The 18,117-nt window shown below is 47.7% G+C and carries 18 protein-coding genes; 14 read left to right on the forward strand and 4 right to left on the reverse strand.

All coding sequences use genetic code 11. The features are described 5' to 3' along the window. Window positions 1-3 precede the first annotated feature (3 nt). Complete coding sequence (gene flhA / locus OCU77_RS16140) at window positions 4-2,103, forward strand: flagellar biosynthesis protein FlhA (RefSeq protein WP_084711839.1); 2,100 nt, start codon at window positions 4-6, stop codon at window positions 2,101-2,103. Between the two features lie 89 nt (window positions 2,104-2,192). Here flhA and OCU77_RS16145 read toward each other — a convergent pair whose 3' ends face one another. After that, window positions 2,193-3,353 carry a 3-phenylpropionate MFS transporter gene (locus OCU77_RS16145; protein WP_048899824.1) on the reverse strand — a complete coding sequence of 387 codons (1,161 nt, stop codon included), beginning with the start codon at window positions 3,351-3,353 and terminating at the stop codon, window positions 2,193-2,195. A gap of 208 nt (window positions 3,354-3,561) precedes the next feature. Here OCU77_RS16145 and OCU77_RS16150 point away from each other — a divergent pair, with 208 nt between their 5' ends. The 12 genes from OCU77_RS16150 (at window position 3,562) to fis (ending at window position 16,550) form a co-directional block, all read left to right on the forward strand. Beyond that, the gene (locus OCU77_RS16150; RefSeq protein ID WP_107303049.1) at window positions 3,562-5,409 is read left to right on the forward strand and encodes a DUF294 nucleotidyltransferase-like domain-containing protein; all 1,848 of its coding nucleotides are present in this window, start codon (window positions 3,562-3,564) and stop codon (window positions 5,407-5,409) included. 26 nt (window positions 5,410-5,435) lie between these two features. Beyond that, window positions 5,436-6,059: a 3'-5' exonuclease gene (locus tag OCU77_RS16155; protein WP_048899823.1), complete on the forward strand. Its 624-nt coding sequence runs from the start codon at window positions 5,436-5,438 to the stop codon at window positions 6,057-6,059. Between the two features lie 307 nt (window positions 6,060-6,366). Next, on the forward strand, window positions 6,367-8,316 hold the full coding sequence (gene acs, locus OCU77_RS16160) for an acetate--CoA ligase (protein WP_048899822.1): 1,950 nt from the start codon (window positions 6,367-6,369) through the stop codon (window positions 8,314-8,316). 214 nt (window positions 8,317-8,530) lie between these two features. Continuing rightward, window positions 8,531-9,436: a DMT family transporter gene (locus tag OCU77_RS16165; RefSeq protein ID WP_048899821.1), complete on the forward strand. Its 906-nt coding sequence runs from the start codon at window positions 8,531-8,533 to the stop codon at window positions 9,434-9,436. A gap of 352 nt (window positions 9,437-9,788) precedes the next feature. Next, window positions 9,789-10,244 (forward strand): type II 3-dehydroquinate dehydratase, encoded by a 456-nt coding sequence (gene aroQ, locus OCU77_RS16170; protein WP_048899820.1) that lies wholly within the window; start codon window positions 9,789-9,791, stop codon window positions 10,242-10,244. A gap of 20 nt (window positions 10,245-10,264) precedes the next feature. Further along, window positions 10,265-10,732: an acetyl-CoA carboxylase biotin carboxyl carrier protein gene (gene accB / locus OCU77_RS16175; RefSeq protein WP_048899819.1), complete on the forward strand. Its 468-nt coding sequence runs from the start codon at window positions 10,265-10,267 to the stop codon at window positions 10,730-10,732. Between the two features lie 13 nt (window positions 10,733-10,745). Continuing rightward, window positions 10,746-12,089 carry an acetyl-CoA carboxylase biotin carboxylase subunit gene (gene accC, locus OCU77_RS16180; RefSeq protein WP_048899818.1) on the forward strand — a complete coding sequence of 448 codons (1,344 nt, stop codon included), beginning with the start codon at window positions 10,746-10,748 and terminating at the stop codon, window positions 12,087-12,089. 190 nt (window positions 12,090-12,279) lie between these two features. Next, complete coding sequence (locus OCU77_RS16185; RefSeq protein WP_048899817.1) at window positions 12,280-12,561, forward strand: YhdT family protein; 282 nt, start codon at window positions 12,280-12,282, stop codon at window positions 12,559-12,561. Further along, window positions 12,554-14,014 (forward strand): sodium/pantothenate symporter, encoded by a 1,461-nt coding sequence (gene panF / locus OCU77_RS16190; protein WP_048899816.1) that lies wholly within the window; start codon window positions 12,554-12,556, stop codon window positions 14,012-14,014. Before OCU77_RS16185 ends, panF begins: the two co-directional genes overlap by 8 nt. Before the next feature lie 190 nt (window positions 14,015-14,204). After that, window positions 14,205-15,089 carry a 50S ribosomal protein L11 methyltransferase gene (prmA, locus tag OCU77_RS16195; protein ID WP_048899815.1) on the forward strand — a complete coding sequence of 295 codons (885 nt, stop codon included), beginning with the start codon at window positions 14,205-14,207 and terminating at the stop codon, window positions 15,087-15,089. 175 nt (window positions 15,090-15,264) lie between these two features. Continuing rightward, entirely contained in the window at window positions 15,265-16,230 is a 966-nt protein-coding gene (gene dusB, locus OCU77_RS16200; protein WP_048899814.1) for a tRNA dihydrouridine synthase DusB, read from the forward strand. A 23-nt stretch (window positions 16,231-16,253) separates the two neighbouring features. Next, complete coding sequence (gene fis, locus OCU77_RS16205; protein WP_005372656.1) at window positions 16,254-16,550, forward strand: DNA-binding transcriptional regulator Fis; 297 nt, start codon at window positions 16,254-16,256, stop codon at window positions 16,548-16,550. A gap of 69 nt (window positions 16,551-16,619) precedes the next feature. Here the strand turns inward: fis and OCU77_RS16210 are convergent, their stop codons facing one another. Further along, window positions 16,620-16,922: an antibiotic biosynthesis monooxygenase family protein gene (locus OCU77_RS16210; RefSeq protein ID WP_048899813.1), complete on the reverse strand. Its 303-nt coding sequence runs from the start codon at window positions 16,920-16,922 to the stop codon at window positions 16,620-16,622. A gap of 67 nt (window positions 16,923-16,989) precedes the next feature. After that, window positions 16,990-17,271, reverse strand: coding sequence for a pyrimidine/purine nucleoside phosphorylase (gene ppnP, locus OCU77_RS16215; RefSeq protein WP_048899812.1), 282 nt, complete (start codon window positions 17,269-17,271; stop codon window positions 16,990-16,992). A gap of 161 nt (window positions 17,272-17,432) precedes the next feature. On the opposite strand from ppnP, the gene OCU77_RS16220 reads away from it, so the two are divergent. Then, window positions 17,433-17,642: a hypothetical protein gene (locus OCU77_RS16220; RefSeq protein ID WP_048899811.1), complete on the forward strand. Its 210-nt coding sequence runs from the start codon at window positions 17,433-17,435 to the stop codon at window positions 17,640-17,642. Here OCU77_RS16220 and zntR read toward each other — a convergent pair. Continuing rightward, window positions 17,639-18,112 carry a Zn(2+)-responsive transcriptional regulator gene (gene zntR, locus OCU77_RS16225; protein WP_048899810.1) on the reverse strand — a complete coding sequence of 158 codons (474 nt, stop codon included), beginning with the start codon at window positions 18,110-18,112 and terminating at the stop codon, window positions 17,639-17,641. The genes OCU77_RS16220 and zntR overlap by 4 nt on opposite strands. Between the last annotated feature and the right edge of the window lie 5 nt (window positions 18,113-18,117).

Raw genomic sequence — 18,117 nt, forward strand, 5'->3', positions numbered from 1 at the left:
GCTATGAAACAGAAACTCGCTCCCCTGATGTCCGTGCTCAGCAAAGGACAAGTAGGGATCCCGCTGCTCCTGATGACCATCCTTGCGATGGTGATTTTGCCTGTGCCGCCTGTCATTCTGGATATGCTGTTCACCTTCAATATTGTATTAGCTTTATTGGTGATGCTGGTCAGCGTATATAGTAAGCGCTCACTTGATTTCTCGGTCTTCCCGAGTATCTTGCTGATTGCCACGCTACTTCGTTTGGCACTGAACGTCGCCTCTACACGGGTTGTATTACTTCATGGTCACGAAGGTGGCGATGCGGCTGGTAAAGTGATCCAAGCCTTTGGTGATGTGGTTATCGGCGGTAACTATGTTGTGGGTATGGTGGTCTTCGTTATCTTAATGATCATCAACTTCGTGGTGGTGACCAAAGGTGGCGAGCGTATTTCAGAAGTCAGTGCCCGTTTTACCTTGGATGCTATGCCCGGTAAACAAATGGCGATCGATGCCGATTTAAATGCCGGTATTATCGACCATAACCAAGCCAAGAAACGCCGTGAAGATGTCGCACAAGAAGCCGATTTCTTTGGTTCGATGGATGGTGCATCTAAGTTCGTACGGGGTGATGCTATCGCCGGGATGTTGATCTTATTTATCAACATTATTGGTGGTGTCAGCATAGGTGTATTCCAGCACGGCTTGGGCTTTTCTGATGCATTTCAAACCTTTGTTCTACTGACCATAGGTGACGGCTTAGTTGCTCAAATCCCATCACTCTTGCTGGCAACCTCTGCCGCGATTGTGGTTACCCGGGTCACCGATAGCAATGATTTAGCCAACCAAATCACCAGCCAAATGCTGGCATCACCACGCGCTCTGTATGTGGTGGCTGGTATCATGCTGGTACTCGGTTTGATCCCTGGCATGCCACACTTAGCATTTCTGTGTTTTGCTGCTGTGGTCGCGTTTGCTGGCTGGAAAATGCGTGAAGAAACGCCTGTCATCAATGATGATGATTTGGCCCGCGCCGAAGAAATTGTTGAACAACACGATCAACCCGACCAACGGGAAATTGCATCTAAAGACATTCCTATCGTTCATGCGATTAGCCTCAATGTCGGCTATCGTTTAGTGAATTTGATCGACCGCAAGCAAGGGGCTGAGCTGCTGAGTCGCTTACTGGGCGTCCGTAAAACCTTGACTGAACACCGTGGCTTTGTGGTGCCGCAAATTCATGTCCGCGATGATTTAGCCCTTGATGCCAACCATTATAAAATTGCCGTACGAGGTGCCAACATCGTCGAGGCTGAAGTCGAGATGGACTGCCTATTAGCAATCAATCCAGGTCAAGTGTACGGCAGTGTCGATGGCATCATGACCCGTGATCCCGCTTACAACATGGAAGCCATTTGGATTAAACCTCACGACAAAGACAAAGCCGTGAACCTTGGCTATACCGTTGTTGATCATGCAACCATCATTTCGACTCATATCAGTAAAATCATCAACGACTGTATTGAAGAAGTGCTAAGCCCAGAAGAAGTCACCGGCATCATGGATCGTTTAGCGGCACTGAACGGTAAATTAGCCGATGACTTGCAACAAAAGTTAACACAACAGCAGCTATTGCGCGTTTTCCGCCAGCTCACCGTTGATGGTGTTTCACTGTCGGATATTGTGACCATTGCCAACTCATTGGTTGAGTCGGCAGAACTATCCAAAGACCCGATATTGTTAGCTGCAGATGTGCGCTGCATGCTACGGCGCGTAATCTTGGGGAACTTGGTGGGCACCAAAGCCGATATTCCCGCTATCACCTTATCTGCTGAGCTCGAAAATATGTTGGTCAATGCACTCAGCCAAGCCCAAGCAGGGGGGCACGTGCAGCTAGATGGTTTCGCGCTTGAGCCAACGGTCATTGAAAAGCTGCAACGCAGTTTACCTGAGGTATTGGATAACATGCGTTTGAATAACCACACGCCAATCTTGTTAGTGATGCCGCAACTGCGACCACTACTGGCCCGTTATTCGCGGATCTGTGCCCGAGGCTTATACGTGTTGTCGTTTAATGAAATCCCTGATGACCGTAATATTTCGGTTGTAGGCAATATGGGCTAACCCATCAGCTTTGATAAAACGACCATTCCCAGCATAAAAAAACGGGGCGCTAAGTTAGCGCCCCGTTTTTCATTTAATCCAACATAAAGCTATGACGAAACCGCTTGTGCTGTGGTTTTCTTTTCAACAGGAATGAACAACACAGGCACTGCCATTGCGGCCATTAGCCAGAATAAATTCGCTCCCCATAAACCGTACAACCAACCACTTAATGCCGTCATTAAGGCCATAAACGCCCCCAACGGTAAGGCATTGTACAGGGCTTGTAGTGCTACCATTTGACTACTTGGCGCTTGCTGAATATAACGAATAGCGGCTAAATGCGCTGCGGCAAACGTAACACCATGCAATGCCTGTGCAATCACTAACATTGGCAGTGCTGTCATCGATGCCGTCAATCCCCAGCGCAGCAATACGCCAAAGGCTGCCAAGCGGAACATCCCCGCCACGCTCCAATTGACGAACAAACGCTTACTGGTCGCAAAAACGGCTATTTCCGCCACCACACTAAAGCTCCACAAGTAACCTATAATAGCTTCGCTATAGCCTATCTCTTTCCAATAGATCGCACTAAAGCTGTAATACGCGGCATGGCTTCCCTGCAACAACGCTGCAATCACCAATAAGCGGATCACCAAACTATCGCGAAGCATCTCACTCAAAACAGGTCGGGCTTGCGCATGCTCATCGTGCGCGCTCGGTGCTATGGTTGGATTACGCATCGAGAAAGCCAATGCAGCCGCTAAGCCAGCAATCGCGACCCAAGGGATCACATTCGCACCGTATTCAGCCGCTAATAAACCCACCAGCGTTGAGCCACCAATAAAAGCAATTGAGCCCCATAAGCGCGTTCGACCATAGTCTAAGTGACCATCTTTGGCGTAATGATTCGCTAAGGCGTCGGAGAGTGGGATCACCGGACCAGCCGCTAAATTAAACAGCACGGTCACAGCCGTTAGCGCCCACAGGCTTCCACCACAGAAAATGTAAATGACACAGCTTAATAACGCAGCCAAAGCTAGCCAGCGTAGTGCGGGGATCAAGTGCTCAACTTTATGAATGCGCGGCGTTAGCACTAAGTTAGCGACACAACGCACTGCTAACCCCATACCAATCAATAAACCAATATTTGATGCACTCACACCTAAATGCGCAAACCACAATCCCCAAAACGGTAGATAAACACCATAACTAAAGAAAAAACCGAACAGGTACTGCGAGGTCCAGCCATACGGACTACTACGAAACATGCGACATCCTAATGCACGAAAATATAGCGGTATTATGCCTAAAGTTTCAATATGCGCCCATAGCTATAGCGGTAATAGTTTGCGAAAAGAAGCCATCAAGCACTAGGGAAAACCTCACGAGACGCTAGACTAAAGTCGTCTAGTTTCAAGCGGTATAAGCACCGACAATAGCTTTATCTCTTTTGTATGGTGAACGCTTGGAGTGAAAATGACCGATAAGTTTGATACCTCGCTACCACCTTTCGATCGCTTGACAGCTACCGAGCAACACACCTTACGTAGCGCCTTAGATGTGGTGTATTTTCGCGCGGGAGAAACAGTGATTACGGCAGGCGATGACTGCCACCAGCTCTACATCATCATTAAAGGCAATATTGAAGAATACAGTGTTACCTCAAATCCATCCGCGACCATACCAAAGACCGCCGATAAGCAACAACATAAAGAAACCTTCGCCCACTATGCTAACGATGATTTATTTGATGTCAGCGCCCAGCTAAAAGGGCAGAGTCGCCATACATTTAAAGCCTGCGAAGATACCATTTGCTATGCACTACCGCGCGAATTATTTGTTCTGTGCTATCAAAACAACAGTCAGTTTGCCGCGTACTTCGATACCGATCTCACCAAGCGCCAAGCCTTACTCGACGAAGCGCACCATCAGCAGAACCTCGCGGAGTTTATCCTCACAAAAATTGATGATGACAATATTCAGCCTTGTTTAGTGGTGCCCCATGACACCAGCTTATTAGCCGTGACTCAACAGATGAAAAACAACGAGTTGGATGCCGCCTTTATCACCCTCAATGGCTTGCCGCAATACGGCATAGTAACCCGCACCGATTTATTGCATGCCACCTTGTTAGATGGACACCCGCACGATACCCCAGTCAGCACCATTGCCACTACGCCCGTTGTCAGCGTCAACAAAGGCGATTACCTCTTCAATGCCATGCTGGCGATGACGCGCCAAAAGGTAAAGCGGGTGCAAGTTTGTGATGACAATAGTGTGGTTGGCATGCTTGATCTCACCCAAGTGCTCAGCTTGTTTTCCACTCATTCTCATGTGCTTACACTGCGTATTGCACGGTCTGAAACCATTGAAGAGCTCGCCCTGGCAGCGAACAGTCAACAAACCTTGGTGGAAACCTTATTCAATAACGGTATTCGCACCTTGTTTGTGATGGAGCTAATCGCTGCCGTTAACGAGCAGATCATAGAGAAGGCCTTTAAACTGATAGTACCCACTCACTTACAGCCACACTGTTGTTTGATGGTAATGGGCTCTGAGGGCCGGGGTGAACAAATACTGAAAACCGATCAAGACAATGCCTTGATCATAGAAGATGGTATCAACTGGCCGGATTGCCATGGCGTTATGGCGCAATTAACCCACACCCTGCAGCAACTTGGCTACCCACTTTGCCCGGGTAATGTCATGGTGAGTAATCCGCACTGGGTCAACTCTCAGCGGAGCTGGCTGCAACGTATCACCCAATTATGCCGACAGGGTGATCCTGATAGCATGATGGAACTGGCGATTTTAGCCGACAGCCACGCGATTGCGGGCAATCAAGCACTGCAGACACCACTGCAACTATGCCTGCATCAACAGCTTGCCGATCAAGAGCGTTTGCTCTCTATCTTCACACGTCCCGCATTACAATTTTCGATACCGCTGACTATTTTTGGCAACTTAAAAGCAGGTAAACATGGGCTAAACATCAAGCAGGGTGGGATTTTCCCCATAGTGCATGGTATCCGCGCACTAGCTCTTGAGCACAATATCAGCCCCAACAATACCTTTGCTCGCATTGCGGCATTAACCACGCAACGTGTACTGGAGCAGCGTACTGCGGATAACCTCAGTGAAGCGCTAAAATTATTTATTAAATTACGCCTGCATCAACAGTTGAGTCAGCAAGAAGATGGCCAACAACACCATATCGATATCAGCACCTTAAGCCGCGCCGAGCGTGATGTCCTTCGTCACAGTCTGCATGTCGTCAAAAAATTCAAGGAATGGCTAGGCTACCACTACCAAATCCGCGATTAACCAATAAAAAGATGTGAGAGAACCCTATGAACCGTCTTCGCCGCGCTTGGTACCAACATAAATATAAGCACACTCAACATGCTGCCTTATTCCAGCGATACCAAGGTGATGAGCTGGTATCACTCGACTGTGAAACCACCAGCCTAAATCCGCACCGTGCAGAATTAGTCACCATTGCTGCGACGCGGATCAAAGCCAATCGGATCCTGACCAGCCAATCCATTCACCTGTCGTTACAAGCGCCATCGAGCCTAGATAGTGCCTCTATTGCCATTCATCAGATCCGCCACCAAGATTTACAGCATGGCCTCGACAATGAGCAAGCGCTAACTCAATTGCTCGATTTTATCGGTAACCGCCCACTCGTTGGCTACCATATCCGCTACGATAAAACGATCCTCGATCGCTATTACCAGCAATACTTTGGCTTTCCACTTCCCAACCCTTTAGTCGAGGTTAGCCATCTGTATCACGAACGGCTCGAACGCTTATTACCTAACGCGTATTACGATTTAAGCCTTGAAGCAATTAGCCACCATTTAGGGTTACCTGCACCAGAACGCCACGATGCCCTCGAAGATGCCATTACTGCCGCACTCATTTATGTGCGATTAAAGCATGGTGACATGCCGATGCTCACCTCATCTTGATACCTCTACCTTTTCATTGCTTCCACTCAACCTCCCCCCTAAAGCGCCTTACGAGCAACAATCAGATCATTGCTTGCTCACCTTTTACAATGAAACAAGCATGTAAACCGCTGAAATAACAATTGATCTGCCTCTCTCATCCTAAAGTCTAATTGTGGCAAATCAGAATCTGAATCAAGTTAATAACCAGTGAAATAAATAACGAAACAAACGCTGAATACCAATACTGACTAATATCTGTATAGCCATACGACAAGAATATCCCAGCCCAGATAGTGGCTACCGATGGGAACACAAGGAGAATAGGATGAGTGAGGTTCATGTTTACCCTGTCAATCAAGCGATTGCAGACAATGCACACATTACCGATGATAAATACCGTGAAATGTACCAACAGTCGGTCATTAACCCAGAAGGCTTCTGGCGCGAACACGGTCAAATCCTTGATTGGATTAAACCTTTCTCTAAAGTGAAAAACACCTCTTTCGATACTGGCCACGTCAGTGTGAATTGGTTTGAAGACGGTACCTTGAATGTATCAGCCAACTGCCTTGACCGTCACCTTGCCACTCGCGGTGATCAACCCGCCATTATCTGGGAAGGCGACGATCCAACCGATGATGCCACCCTCACCTACAACGAATTACATGAAGAAGTGTGTAAATTCTCCAACGCACTCAAAAGCCAAGGCGTTCGCAAAGGCGATGTCGTCTGTCTCTACATGCCAATGGTCGCTGAAGCGGCGATTGCCATGCTGGCTTGTACCCGTATTGGTGCCGTCCATACCATCGTCTTTGGTGGCTTTTCACCTGAAGCGCTGGCTGGGCGTATTATCGACTCTAACGCTAAGGTAGTTGTCACCGCCGATGAAGGTGTTCGCGCGGGTCGCGCAGTTCCACTCAAGAAAAATGTCGATGATGCGCTGGCCAATGATGAGGTCACCAGCGTTGAAAAAGTGCTCGTCCTAAAACGCACAGGTGGCAACGTTGAATGGGATAGCGAACGAGATGTGTGGTGGCATGACGCAACAGCCGTGGCTTCTGCCAACTGCGAACCCGAAGAAATGAATGCCGAAGACCCACTTTTCATTCTTTATACTTCAGGCTCTACGGGTAAACCTAAGGGCGTGTTACACACCACAGGCGGCTACCTCGTGTATGCTACTATGACCTTTAAATATGTGTTCGACTATCAAGACGGTGATATCTATTGGTGTACTGCCGATGTAGGTTGGATCACAGGCCACAGCTACTTGGTATACGGACCATTAGCCAATGGTGCAACCACCCTTTTATTTGAAGGTGTCCCGAACTACCCCAATACCAGTCGAATGAGTGAAGTGGTTGATAAACATAGCGTCAGTATCCTTTATACCGCACCAACGGCCATTCGCGCCTTAATGGCGAAAGGGGATGAAGCCATTCAAGGGACATCACGCGCCAGCCTGCGAATTATGGGATCAGTTGGTGAGCCGATTAATCCAGAAGCATGGGAATGGTATCACCGCACGATAGGTGATAGCCGCTGCCCAATTGTGGATACCTGGTGGCAAACAGAAACTGGTGGGATTTTGATCACCCCACTACCAGGCGCTACAGCACTCAAACCCGGCTCAGCTACACGTCCATTCTTTGGGGTACAACCCGCAATTGTCGATAACATGGGTAATATTCTTGAGGGGGCAACCGAAGGTAACTTGGTGATGATCGATTCATGGCCTGGGCAAATGCGCACCTTATGGGGTGATCATGAACGCTTCGAACAAACCTACTTTTCAACATTCCAAGGCATGTATTTTACTGGTGATGGCGCGCGCCGTGATGAAGATGGTTACTACTGGATCACCGGCCGTGTCGACGATGTACTGAATATTTCGGGTCACCGTATGGGGACAGCAGAAATCGAATCGGCACTGGTTGCTTTCGATAAAATCGCCGAAGCGGCCATTGTCGGTGTGCCACACGATATCAAAGGCCAAGCCATTTACGCTTACATCACCCTCAATGATGGTGAGATCCCAAGTGCTGAGCTGCACAAAGAAGTCAAAGACTGGGTACGAAAAGAAATTGGCCCTATTGCAACCCCTGATTTCCTTCACTGGACCGATGCATTACCAAAAACACGTTCAGGCAAAATCATGCGCCGTATTCTGCGTAAAATCGCCACAGGTGACACAGGTACACTCGGGGATACCTCCACACTGGCTGACCCAAGCGTGGTCGATAAGCTAATCGAAGAAAAACAGAAGATCATGTAACACTTTTTCTGTCGCTAATTGCACCTCCAATAAAACCAGACTATTAGTCTGGTTTTCTTTATTTAAGCCCTTAAAAAGAAAATGTTTTCACTTAAGCGTACCGTATGAAATAAATTTCCAAACATAGCCATAATTACCTAACAATAAAGAAAAAGGTTTTACAGCAAACCCACTACAATACCGCCACACTACAATTCACTTACAAGTTTTCAAAATGAAGGATACATTCGTTACATCCGCGCTCTTTATTGCGGTTTGTACTATCTGGGGCACAACCTGGATGGCCATGGAAATCGCTGTCGAGTCTGTTCCACCGATCACCGCAACTGGACTACGCTTTTTAATCTCAGCACCTTGTATTTTATTACTGGCAAAATGTACCGGCGCACCTCTTTGTTTTCCGAAAGGAAAACGAGGATTTATGTGTGCCGTCGCCGTCTTTTATTTTGCTATCCCTTTCACCTTAATGATTGTGGGCGAACAATATATTTCGTCAGGTCTCGCCTCTATCATCTTTGCCAATATGCCTCTGGCCGTGCTCGCCGTCTCTATGCTCAGCTTAGGGCTACGCTTATTGCCTCATCAGCTCGTCGGCCTTGCCGTGGCGATCATCAGCCTATGCCTGATCTTAAAGAATGAGTTAGATATCGGTGATAATAATGATTACGCTGGCATTGTCGCCTTAGTGACTGCGGTTGCTATCCACGCCGTAATGTATGTCTTTACTCAGAAATATGGCCAAGGTATTCAAGTGCTAACCTACAATGCTCTCCCTTCTGCGATGGCTGCCGTGCTATTACTGATTGTTGGCAACCTTTGGGAACAGCCACAATGGCACCTCATGACAACCCATTCTATTCAAGCTGTGGGGTATTTAGGCCTGATCGCAAGTGTTGGCGGGATTGTGGCTTACTTTCGCTTAAACCAAGTCACGTCACCTTTCACCGCCTCTTTATGCTTTTTAATCTTCCCAATTGTGGCGCTATGCTTGGATGCTTGGCTCAATAACAACCACCTTTCAGCCTTATCCCAGCAGCTACTCGCGCCGCTCTTTATCGGTATCGTGGTTGCAAAGCTCAGTCGTTTTCCATCAATTCGTGCTCTAGTGCGCAGTAAATAGCCACCAAAAGCACTATCCTCCCAAAGCCTTTCCTTCAAATATTATCTATGTTCTGATGGAAAGGCTTACTGATAGTCTAAAAACTATGCACTATCATAGATCTACCACTCTGTTATCGAGAAGCAGACAATAAGCGAAACATTTGCATATAAGCTGTTTTTTACAACCAGATGACCGCCTGTTTAAATTTAGCAGTGATTAGACCAGTATTTTGCTGCTAATTGCGGTGAATTCTCTATAATTGCTCCACAAACACGATTTGGCTGTTTATTTTTGAGCACAAGGAAGTAGTGGTGCAACTTTTTGCACGTTACTAGAGTTAATCATCAAAAAGAAGTGAGTTAACCCCAAGATGTCGACCGTTAAGCGCATTTTACTGATTAACGGACCTAACCTTAATTTGTTAGGTCTCAGAGAGCCGGGTCATTATGGTCAACAAACATTGGCCCACATCGTGACGGATTTAACAGCCAAAGCGGATGCATTGGATATTCGCCTAGAACACATCCAATCAAACGCCGAACACGAACTGATCGATGCCATCCACCAAGCCCACGGTAACGTGGATTTCATCATCATCAACCCAGCCGCTTTCACCCATACCAGCGTTGCGATTCGTGATGCATTATTGGGGGTTGCGATCCCGTTTATAGAAGTGCACTTATCGAACGTGCATGCACGGGAGCCTTTCCGTCATCATTCCTACCTATCAGATAAAGCGGTAGGCGTGATTTGTGGTTTAGGTGCCGACGGTTATGAATTCGCCCTGAATGCTGCGGCTCGCCGCCTGCATCAGAACGCTAAATGAACAATATAAGAGAAAGATAAATGGATATTCGTAAGATCAAAAAGCTGATTGAACTAGTTGAAGAATCAGGCATTGCGGAACTAGAAATCTCTGAAGGTGAAGAATCAGTACGCATCAGCCGTAACGTACCGGCTAGCGCGGTTCCCGCTCAACAGTTCATGGCAGCTCCTGCTGCGGCAACCGTTGCAGCTCCTGCTCCAGCAGCAGCGCCAGTTGCAGAGGCAGCAGCACCTGCGGCTCCAGCAGAACCAGCGGGTCACAAAGTTCTTTCTCCAATGGTTGGTTCTTTCTACCGTGCACCAAGCCCTGAAGCAAAAGCATTCGTTGAAGTAGGTCAAACAGTCAATGTTGGCGATACCCTATGTATCGTTGAAGCAATGAAAATGATGAACCAAATTCAATCAGACAAAGCCGGTACTGTTGTCGCTATTCTGGCTGAAGACGGCGATGCTGTAGAGTTTGACCAGGCTCTAGTTATCATCGAGTAACCACGGGGACATTATGTTAGATAAATTAGTTATCGCTAACCGTGGTGAAATTGCACTACGTATTTTGCGTGCATGTAAAGAGCTCGGCATCAAAACAGTTGCCGTGCACTCAACCGCTGACCGCGATCTAAAACACGTATTACTTGCTGATGAAACCATTTGTATTGGTCCAGCAAAAGGTACTGAAAGCTACCTAAACATTCCACGCATTATCAGTGCGGCTGAAATCACGGGCGCAGTTGCGGTTCACCCTGGTTACGGTTTCCTATCTGAAAACGCGGACTTTGCTGAACAAGTTGAACGCTCTGGCTTCATCTTTGTCGGCCCTAAAGCTGAAACCATCCGCATCATGGGTGATAAAGTATCAGCGATCAATGCAATGAAAAAAGCGGGCGTACCTTGTGTACCTGGCTCTGACGGTCCACTGGACGACGATGAAGCACGCAACAAATCATTCGCAAAACGTATCGGTTACCCAGTGATCATCAAAGCCTCTGGTGGCGGCGGTGGTCGTGGTATGCGCGTTGTTCGCTCTGAAGGTGAACTAAGCGAAGCAATCGCAATGACACGTGCTGAAGCAAAAGCATGTTTCAATAACGACATGGTTTACATGGAGAAATACCTAGAAAACCCTCGTCATATTGAAGTACAGGTTCTTGCGGACGGTCAAGGCGGCGCAATCCACCTTGGCGAGCGTGACTGCTCAATGCAACGTCGCCACCAAAAAGTCGTGGAAGAAGCACCTGCACCAGGTATTACCGAAGAAATGCGTAAGTACATCGGTGAGCGTTGTTGTCGTGCTTGTGTGGAAATCAACTACCGCGGTGCGGGTACGTTTGAATTCCTCTACGAAAACGGTGAGTTCTACTTCATTGAAATGAATACCCGTATTCAAGTAGAGCACCCAGTAACCGAAATGGTCACTGGCGTCGACTTGATCAAAGAACAACTGCGCATCGCAGCAGGTCAACCGCTGTCATTCAACCAAAGCGACATCCAAATCCGCGGCCATGCGGTTGAGTGTCGTATCAATGCTGAAGATCCAGAGCGCTTTCTACCTTGCCCTGGCAAAATCGAACGTTTCCACTCCGCTGGCGGTATGGGTGTTCGTTGGGAATCGCACATCTACGCAGGTTACACAGTGCCACCGCATTACGATTCAATGATCGGTAAACTGATCACTTACGGTGAAAACCGTGACGTCGCGATTTCGCGTATGCGTAATGCCCTAGCAGAAACCGTTATCGACGGTATTAAAACTAACATCCCGCTACAGCAAGAAATCATGCTGGATGAAAACTTCCAACACGGTGGCGCTAACATCCACTACCTTGAGAAGAAATTAGGTCTGCAATAAGCATCACCGCACTTTGCATTGAAAAAGGCTGCCTTGGGCAGCCTTTTTGTTATTTCAGCGCAGTGAAAACCGCGTCTCTCGTAACTCCACCTTTGCAACCAGAATAACTTTTGCCACAATAACGGCCCTTTATCGGCCAATACTGACGCTTTGCCGATGAATGACCGATCGAATAACGGGAGATCCCCCCATGAAAACGCTATCAGACCGCTATCGCCAAGCACACCGCGAAGCCAAATGGGCGGTGGGTTTAGCACTGGCCTATTTCCTTTGGTGGTACGTTTCCGCTTATGCATTTGCTCCAGCCATCACAGACACCGCCATACCTGAGCTGTATTTCGGCTTTCCACTTTGGTTTTTATTAGCGTGTATCCTTGGCCCCATCATTTTCACCGCGCTATGTGGGCTAATGGTTAAATACATTTATCAAGACATGTCACTAGAGATAGAAAAAGAGTCGCACCATGAATAGCCAACTACTGATCCCCTTGGTGATCTATTTAGTGGCCGTCTTTGCCGTCGCTCTCTTTGCACGACAAAAACGTACCCAAAGTTCCAATTTCCTCAGTGAATACCTATTAGGCAATCGCAGCATGGGGGGCTTTGTACTTGCCATGACCCTAGCCGCTACTTACGCCAGCGCCAGCACCTTCATTGGTGGTCCGGGCGCCGCCTATAAAATGGGACTCGGTTGGGTGTTACTCGCCATGATCCAATTACCCGCCGCTTGGCTAACTCTTGGCGTTTTAGGTAAGAAATTTGCCATTGAAGCGCGCCGCCATAACGCCCTCACTCTCAATGACATTTTATTCGCACGTTATCGCAGCCGCACCGTGGTCATTTTCGCCTCCTTAGCCTTGTTGTTGGCCTTTTTTGGCACCATGGTAGTGCAGTTTGTCGGCGGAGCTCGCTTACTGCAAACCATGACAGGCTTAAGCTACCAACAGGGGCTCATGATGTTTGCCGTTACGGTTGGCCTCTACACCACCATAGGTGGGTTTAGAGCAGTAGTCATGACAGACACCATCCAAGGCATCATGATGATCATCGGGACCATTGCGCTTCTGGTGGGCATTGTTCATGCCGGTGGCAGCGTGGGGGAATTAGTCAATGAACTACATCACATCGATCCTGCGCTCATCACCCCTTTTGGCCCTGACAACTTCCTCAGCCAACCCTTTATGCTCAGCTTCTGGATCCTCGTCTGCTTCGGTGTGATTGGTTTGCCGCACGCCGCGGTGCGCTGTATGTCGTATAAAGACAGTGGCTCGCTGCACAAAGGCATGGTGATAAGTACGGCTATGGTTGCCTTCCTCATGCTAGGCATGCACCTTGCTGGCGCTTTGGGGCGCGCTATCGTGCCAGATATCGCCAGCCCTGACCAAATCATGCCAACCCTAATGATGACTGTCCTTCCTCCTGTGGTTGCTGGTGTGTTTTTAGCTGGGCCAATGGCGGCTATTATGTCGACCATCGACTCTCAACTGATCCAAGCCTCCGCGACCCTACTGAAGGATTTGTACCTCAACTACATCAATCCTAAAGCCGCCGAGAAAGCCGATGCAGAAAAGCGCCTACCTCGACTCTCACTGTGGGTCACGGGTATTTTCTCTGCCTTGGTCTTTGTCGCTGCAATGAACCCACCGGATATGTTGATTTGGTTGAATCTATTGGCCTTTGGCGGCATGCAGGCCGTGTTCTTATGGCCGTTAGTGCTAGGACTGTATTGGAAGAAAGCCTCGGCCATTGGCGCGTTAGCCTCAATGTTCACGGGCTTAACCACCTACGCGAGTTTGGCTATCCTAAAGCCAGACATGGGGGGCGTCCACGCGATTGTACCGACCCTAGCGATTGGGTTAGTCGCATTTGTGGCTGGTAGCCTCGCGAAACCGGTGATGGCAAGCGAACCACCACAGACAGCGTAAGTCGCCTCATCATCTTTAAATAGCACCTTATAGGTGCTATTTTTTTATCAAAAACACACCTCTACCCACCTTGCCGCTGCCGCTATCGGCAATTGTTCGAAATTATTCACCACGCAACCAGTGTGGATTGTCGAAAATTCATGCTAGACTTCGCTCCCTCAATTTTAGTCAACACAAAAGCGAATACACCATGCCTTGGATTCAAATCAAACTGAACGCAACCGCTGAAAATGCTGAAGCGATTGGCGATATGCTAATGGAAGAAACTGGCGCGCTATCAGTTACCTTTCTTGACGCACAAGATACGCCAGTATTCGAACCACTACCGGGCGAAACACGCCTTTGGGGTGATACGGATGTAATCGGTTTATACGATGCTGAAGCCGACATGGAATTTGTGCTGACAATGTTAAACAACAGTCCACTGATTGCAGACGATTTTGCTCATAAAATCGAGCAGTTAGAAGATAAAGACTGGGAACGTGAGTGGATGGAAAACTTCCACCCTATGCGTTTCGGTCGTCGCTTGTGGATCTGCCCAAGCTGGCGTGAAGCACCAGAACCTGACGCAGTCAACGTACTGCTAGACCCAGGTTTGGCATTTGGTACGGGGACTCACCCAACTACATCACTGTGTCTTGAGTGGTTAGACGGCCAAGACCTTACGGGCAAAACAGTGATCGACTTTGGTTGTGGTTCAGGCATCCTTGCAATTGCCGCACTGAAACTTGGCGCCAAGAAAGTGATCGGTATCGACATCGATCCACAAGCAATTTTAGCCTCACGCGATAATGCTGAACGTAACGGCGTATCAGAGCAGTTAGAGCTATTCCTACCTCAAGACCAACCTGAAGGCATTCAAGCTGATGTCGTGGTTGCTAACATCCTTGCTGGGCCATTACGCGAGCTATCGCCAGTGATTAAGAGCCTAGTGAAAGACGGCGGTGACTTGGCCATTTCAGGCGTACTAGAAACACAAGCCGAAGACGTAGCGACCTATTACAGCGATGAAATCGCACTAGACCCTGTGGCAGTGCGTGAAGATTGGTGTCGTATTTCGGGTCGAAAAGCGTAATTTACGCCATTCGATAAAATTAAATGCTGGGCGTGCTTGTCTGAAAAACACCCAATCGACTGAAAATTAAACAGTTTTGAAAATCAAAACTTAAATGCTCAATTATTGGTCTTTTCAGACAGCGAAAAAATGCGTAAAATGCGCGCCCTTACTGGCACAGTCAGGTGTAGACGTTTTGCAGATCGGTCCTTATCAACTTAAAAACCAGTTAATTGTCGCGCCAATGGCGGGTGTGACCGATCGTCCGTTTCGTGAGCTATGTCTCCGTTACGGTGCGGGAATGGCAGTCAGTGAAATGATGTCATCGAATCCAGATCTCTGGAAAACGGCTAAATCTCAGAACCGTATGGTTCACGAAGGCGAATCGGGGATCCGTTCAGTACAAATTGCTGGCGCCGATCCAAAATTGATGGCCGAAGCAGCTCAATTCAGCGTTGAAAATGGTGCGCAAATCATCGACATCAACATGGGTTGTCCAGCGAAAAAGGTCAACAAGAAGCTGGCAGGGTCTGCCCTGTTACAGTACCCCGCGATTATCGAAGACATTCTTCGTACCGTGGTCGATGCCGTCGATGTCCCTGTTACGTTAAAAACACGTACAGGTTGGGATCTGGAAAACCGTAACTGTGTCGATATCGCAAAAATGGCCGAGCAATGCGGCATTCAGGCACTGGCCCTTCACGGCCGAACAAAAGCCTGCATGTACAAAGGCGAGGCAGAATATGAATACATCAGAGCAGCGAAACAAGCGGTGTCTATTCCCGTGATCGCTAACGGTGATATCGATTCACCCGAAAAAGCACGCTTTGTACTCGACTATACGGGTGCCGATGCTTTGATGATTGGCCGACCTGCACAAGGGCGTCCGTGGATTTTTCGCGAAATCCATCATTACTTAACAACCGGTGAACACTTACCTTCCCCAGCAATGGCAGAAGTGAGTGAAATCATGTTGGGCCATGTTCAAGAACTCCACCGTTTCTACGGAGAGTACTTAGGGTTGCGCATTGCACGTAAACACGTGTCTTGGTACTTAAAAGAACATGCACCAGCAGGCGATTTTCGCCGGACCTTCAACGCTATCGAGGATGCCCAACAGCAAATCGATGCGCTGCAAGGCTACTTCGAAAACGTTGCATAAATATTAGAAGAGCTTACAGAATTATGTTCGAACAAAATCTGACTTCCGAAGCACTAACAGTAACAACTGTAACTTCACAAGACCAAATCACACAGAAACCACTACGTGACTCTGTGAAAGCATCACTTAAAAACTACCTTGCTCAACTAAATGGTCAAGAAGTCGATGATCTGTACGAGCTAGTACTTGCTGAAGTTGAGCAACCACTACTAGACACTATCATGCAGTACACACGCGGTAACCAAACGCGTGCAGCAACCATGATGGGTATCAACCGTGGTACTCTTCGCAAGAAGCTTAAAAAATACGGCATGAACTAATTTAATAGTTTTGCTATTTTTTCAAAAAGCCCTGCTCAATGAGCGGGGCTTTTTGTATTGTAGTCAACGTTATGCTTCGTTTGGATAGAGTGTGGTGAAGTGCTCTACGTCAGGGAAGTTTTCATAGAAGTGATGAAGCAATTCACGCCATTGTTGGTATTCCGCTGACTGGCGAAACCCCACTTGATGATCAGCCAATGTTTCCCAATTCACCAACAACAGATAGCGATTGTCTTTCTCGATACACTTTTGCAGTTGGTGCGAAAGGTAACCACTCATCCCACTAACTATTTGCTGAGCCTCAGCAAAAGCGGTTTCAAATGCAGCTTGCTGTCCTTGCTTTACATCCAATAACGCAACTTCCAATATCATGTTTACTCCTAAGTTCCTGTCTCAAATTTCAGGCAAAAAAAAGCTCCGCCAACGCGAAGCTCTTCCTTTATAAATAATCACATAAATAGGCGGTTGGCTCGACCACCTTTACCTCAAAGGCGGAATCACCCGGCACCTCAAAGCTGTCACCTGCACTGTATGTTTCCCATTCAACATGACCGGGCAATTTAACGATGAGTGCGCCCTTAACGACCGTCATTTTCTCAGGGGCAGCAGTACCAAACTTATACTCTCCCGCCGCCATCACACCAACACTACAATGATCGCCTTGAGTCTCAAACCCAATCGACTTCACCTGACCATCAAAATATTCGTTATTTTTTAGCATGATAATCCCTATCTACAGCAATTCATTCACCTGAAATTACCACAGTTATTTGGCTTTCACTAGCAAGACTGAAGTAAAGCGATGAACAATCTAAGGGTTTTTTAATCGCAATATTTCGATACACTATGCGCAATAGTCACTCGTAAATTGGATAAACAGTTATGAAAAAAGCAATCCTGTTGGTTGCAGCAATCAGTAGCCTAGTTTTAATGGGTTGTTCTGCACAAGAAAAACAAGGTATTAAAGACGGCTTCCGAGATATTGGCCATGCGACCCGTGACGCAACGAAAGCAACGGGCCACTTTTTCCGTGACACCACTAAAGATGCCATCGAAAATGCCAAAGAAGCGACGTCATCAGAAGAAGGCTAATCAGCCTTTTCCTTGCGACATTGCCCTGCACAGCAGACTTCTGTCGGGGCCTTTTCCTGCCCATCCTGATGATCCCCCAACGCCTCTAAGATCGAACAGTGACTCGCGTTATCATCATCATGGCCACAACAGGCATCATTGATCTTCTTTAGCGCCACGCGAATCCGACTTAACTCAGCAATTTTGGTATCCACTTCTTCTAGCTTGGCTTGGGTGATGGCTTTCACTTCCGCACAACTATGCTGGCTGGCCTCTAAGCGAATATCGAGCAACTCTCGAATTTCATCTAAACTCAAACCAACGGCTTTAGAGCGCATGATGAATTTCACTCGCGACAAATTTTCTTCACTATAAAGCCGATAACCACTATCACTGCGCCCAGCCGGTTGTAATAACCCGTTCTTTTCATAAAACCTTAGCGTATCGCTACTTACCCCAGAGCGTTTGGCCAGCTGACCAATTAAATACATCTTTC

The organism is Photobacterium swingsii (assembly GCF_024346715.1).
In the GTDB taxonomy this organism is placed as follows: domain Bacteria; phylum Pseudomonadota; class Gammaproteobacteria; order Enterobacterales; family Vibrionaceae; genus Photobacterium; species Photobacterium swingsii.

Bases quoted from the DNA above. Each gene is read 5' to 3' on its own strand.
- accB (WP_048899819.1), top strand. From the start codon at position 10,265: ATGGATATTCGTAAGATCAAAAAGCTGATTGAACTAGTTGAAGAATCA.
- OCU77_RS16155 (WP_048899823.1), top strand. From the start codon at position 5,436: ATGAACCGTCTTCGCCGCGCTTGGTACCAACATAAATATAAGCACACT.
- OCU77_RS16185 (WP_048899817.1), top strand. From the start codon at position 12,280: ATGAAAACGCTATCAGACCGCTATCGCCAAGCACACCGCGAAGCCAAA.
- zntR (WP_048899810.1), bottom strand. From the start codon at position 18,112: ATGTATTTAATTGGTCAGCTGGCCAAACGCTCTGGGGTAAGTAGCGAT.
- flhA (WP_084711839.1), top strand. From the start codon at position 4: ATGAAACAGAAACTCGCTCCCCTGATGTCCGTGCTCAGCAAAGGACAA.
- OCU77_RS16165 (WP_048899821.1), top strand. From the start codon at position 8,531: ATGAAGGATACATTCGTTACATCCGCGCTCTTTATTGCGGTTTGTACT.
- ppnP (WP_048899812.1), bottom strand. From the start codon at position 17,271: ATGCTAAAAAATAACGAATATTTTGATGGTCAGGTGAAGTCGATTGGG.
- OCU77_RS16220 (WP_048899811.1), top strand. From the start codon at position 17,433: ATGAAAAAAGCAATCCTGTTGGTTGCAGCAATCAGTAGCCTAGTTTTA.
- panF (WP_048899816.1), top strand. From the start codon at position 12,554: ATGAATAGCCAACTACTGATCCCCTTGGTGATCTATTTAGTGGCCGTC.
- OCU77_RS16150 (WP_107303049.1), top strand. From the start codon at position 3,562: ATGACCGATAAGTTTGATACCTCGCTACCACCTTTCGATCGCTTGACA.
- accC (WP_048899818.1), top strand. From the start codon at position 10,746: ATGTTAGATAAATTAGTTATCGCTAACCGTGGTGAAATTGCACTACGT.
- fis (WP_005372656.1), top strand. From the start codon at position 16,254: ATGTTCGAACAAAATCTGACTTCCGAAGCACTAACAGTAACAACTGTA.
- acs (WP_048899822.1), top strand. From the start codon at position 6,367: ATGAGTGAGGTTCATGTTTACCCTGTCAATCAAGCGATTGCAGACAAT.
- OCU77_RS16210 (WP_048899813.1), bottom strand. From the start codon at position 16,922: ATGATATTGGAAGTTGCGTTATTGGATGTAAAGCAAGGACAGCAAGCT.
- OCU77_RS16145 (WP_048899824.1), bottom strand. From the start codon at position 3,353: ATGTTTCGTAGTAGTCCGTATGGCTGGACCTCGCAGTACCTGTTCGGT.
- aroQ (WP_048899820.1), top strand. From the start codon at position 9,789: ATGTCGACCGTTAAGCGCATTTTACTGATTAACGGACCTAACCTTAAT.
- prmA (WP_048899815.1), top strand. From the start codon at position 14,205: ATGCCTTGGATTCAAATCAAACTGAACGCAACCGCTGAAAATGCTGAA.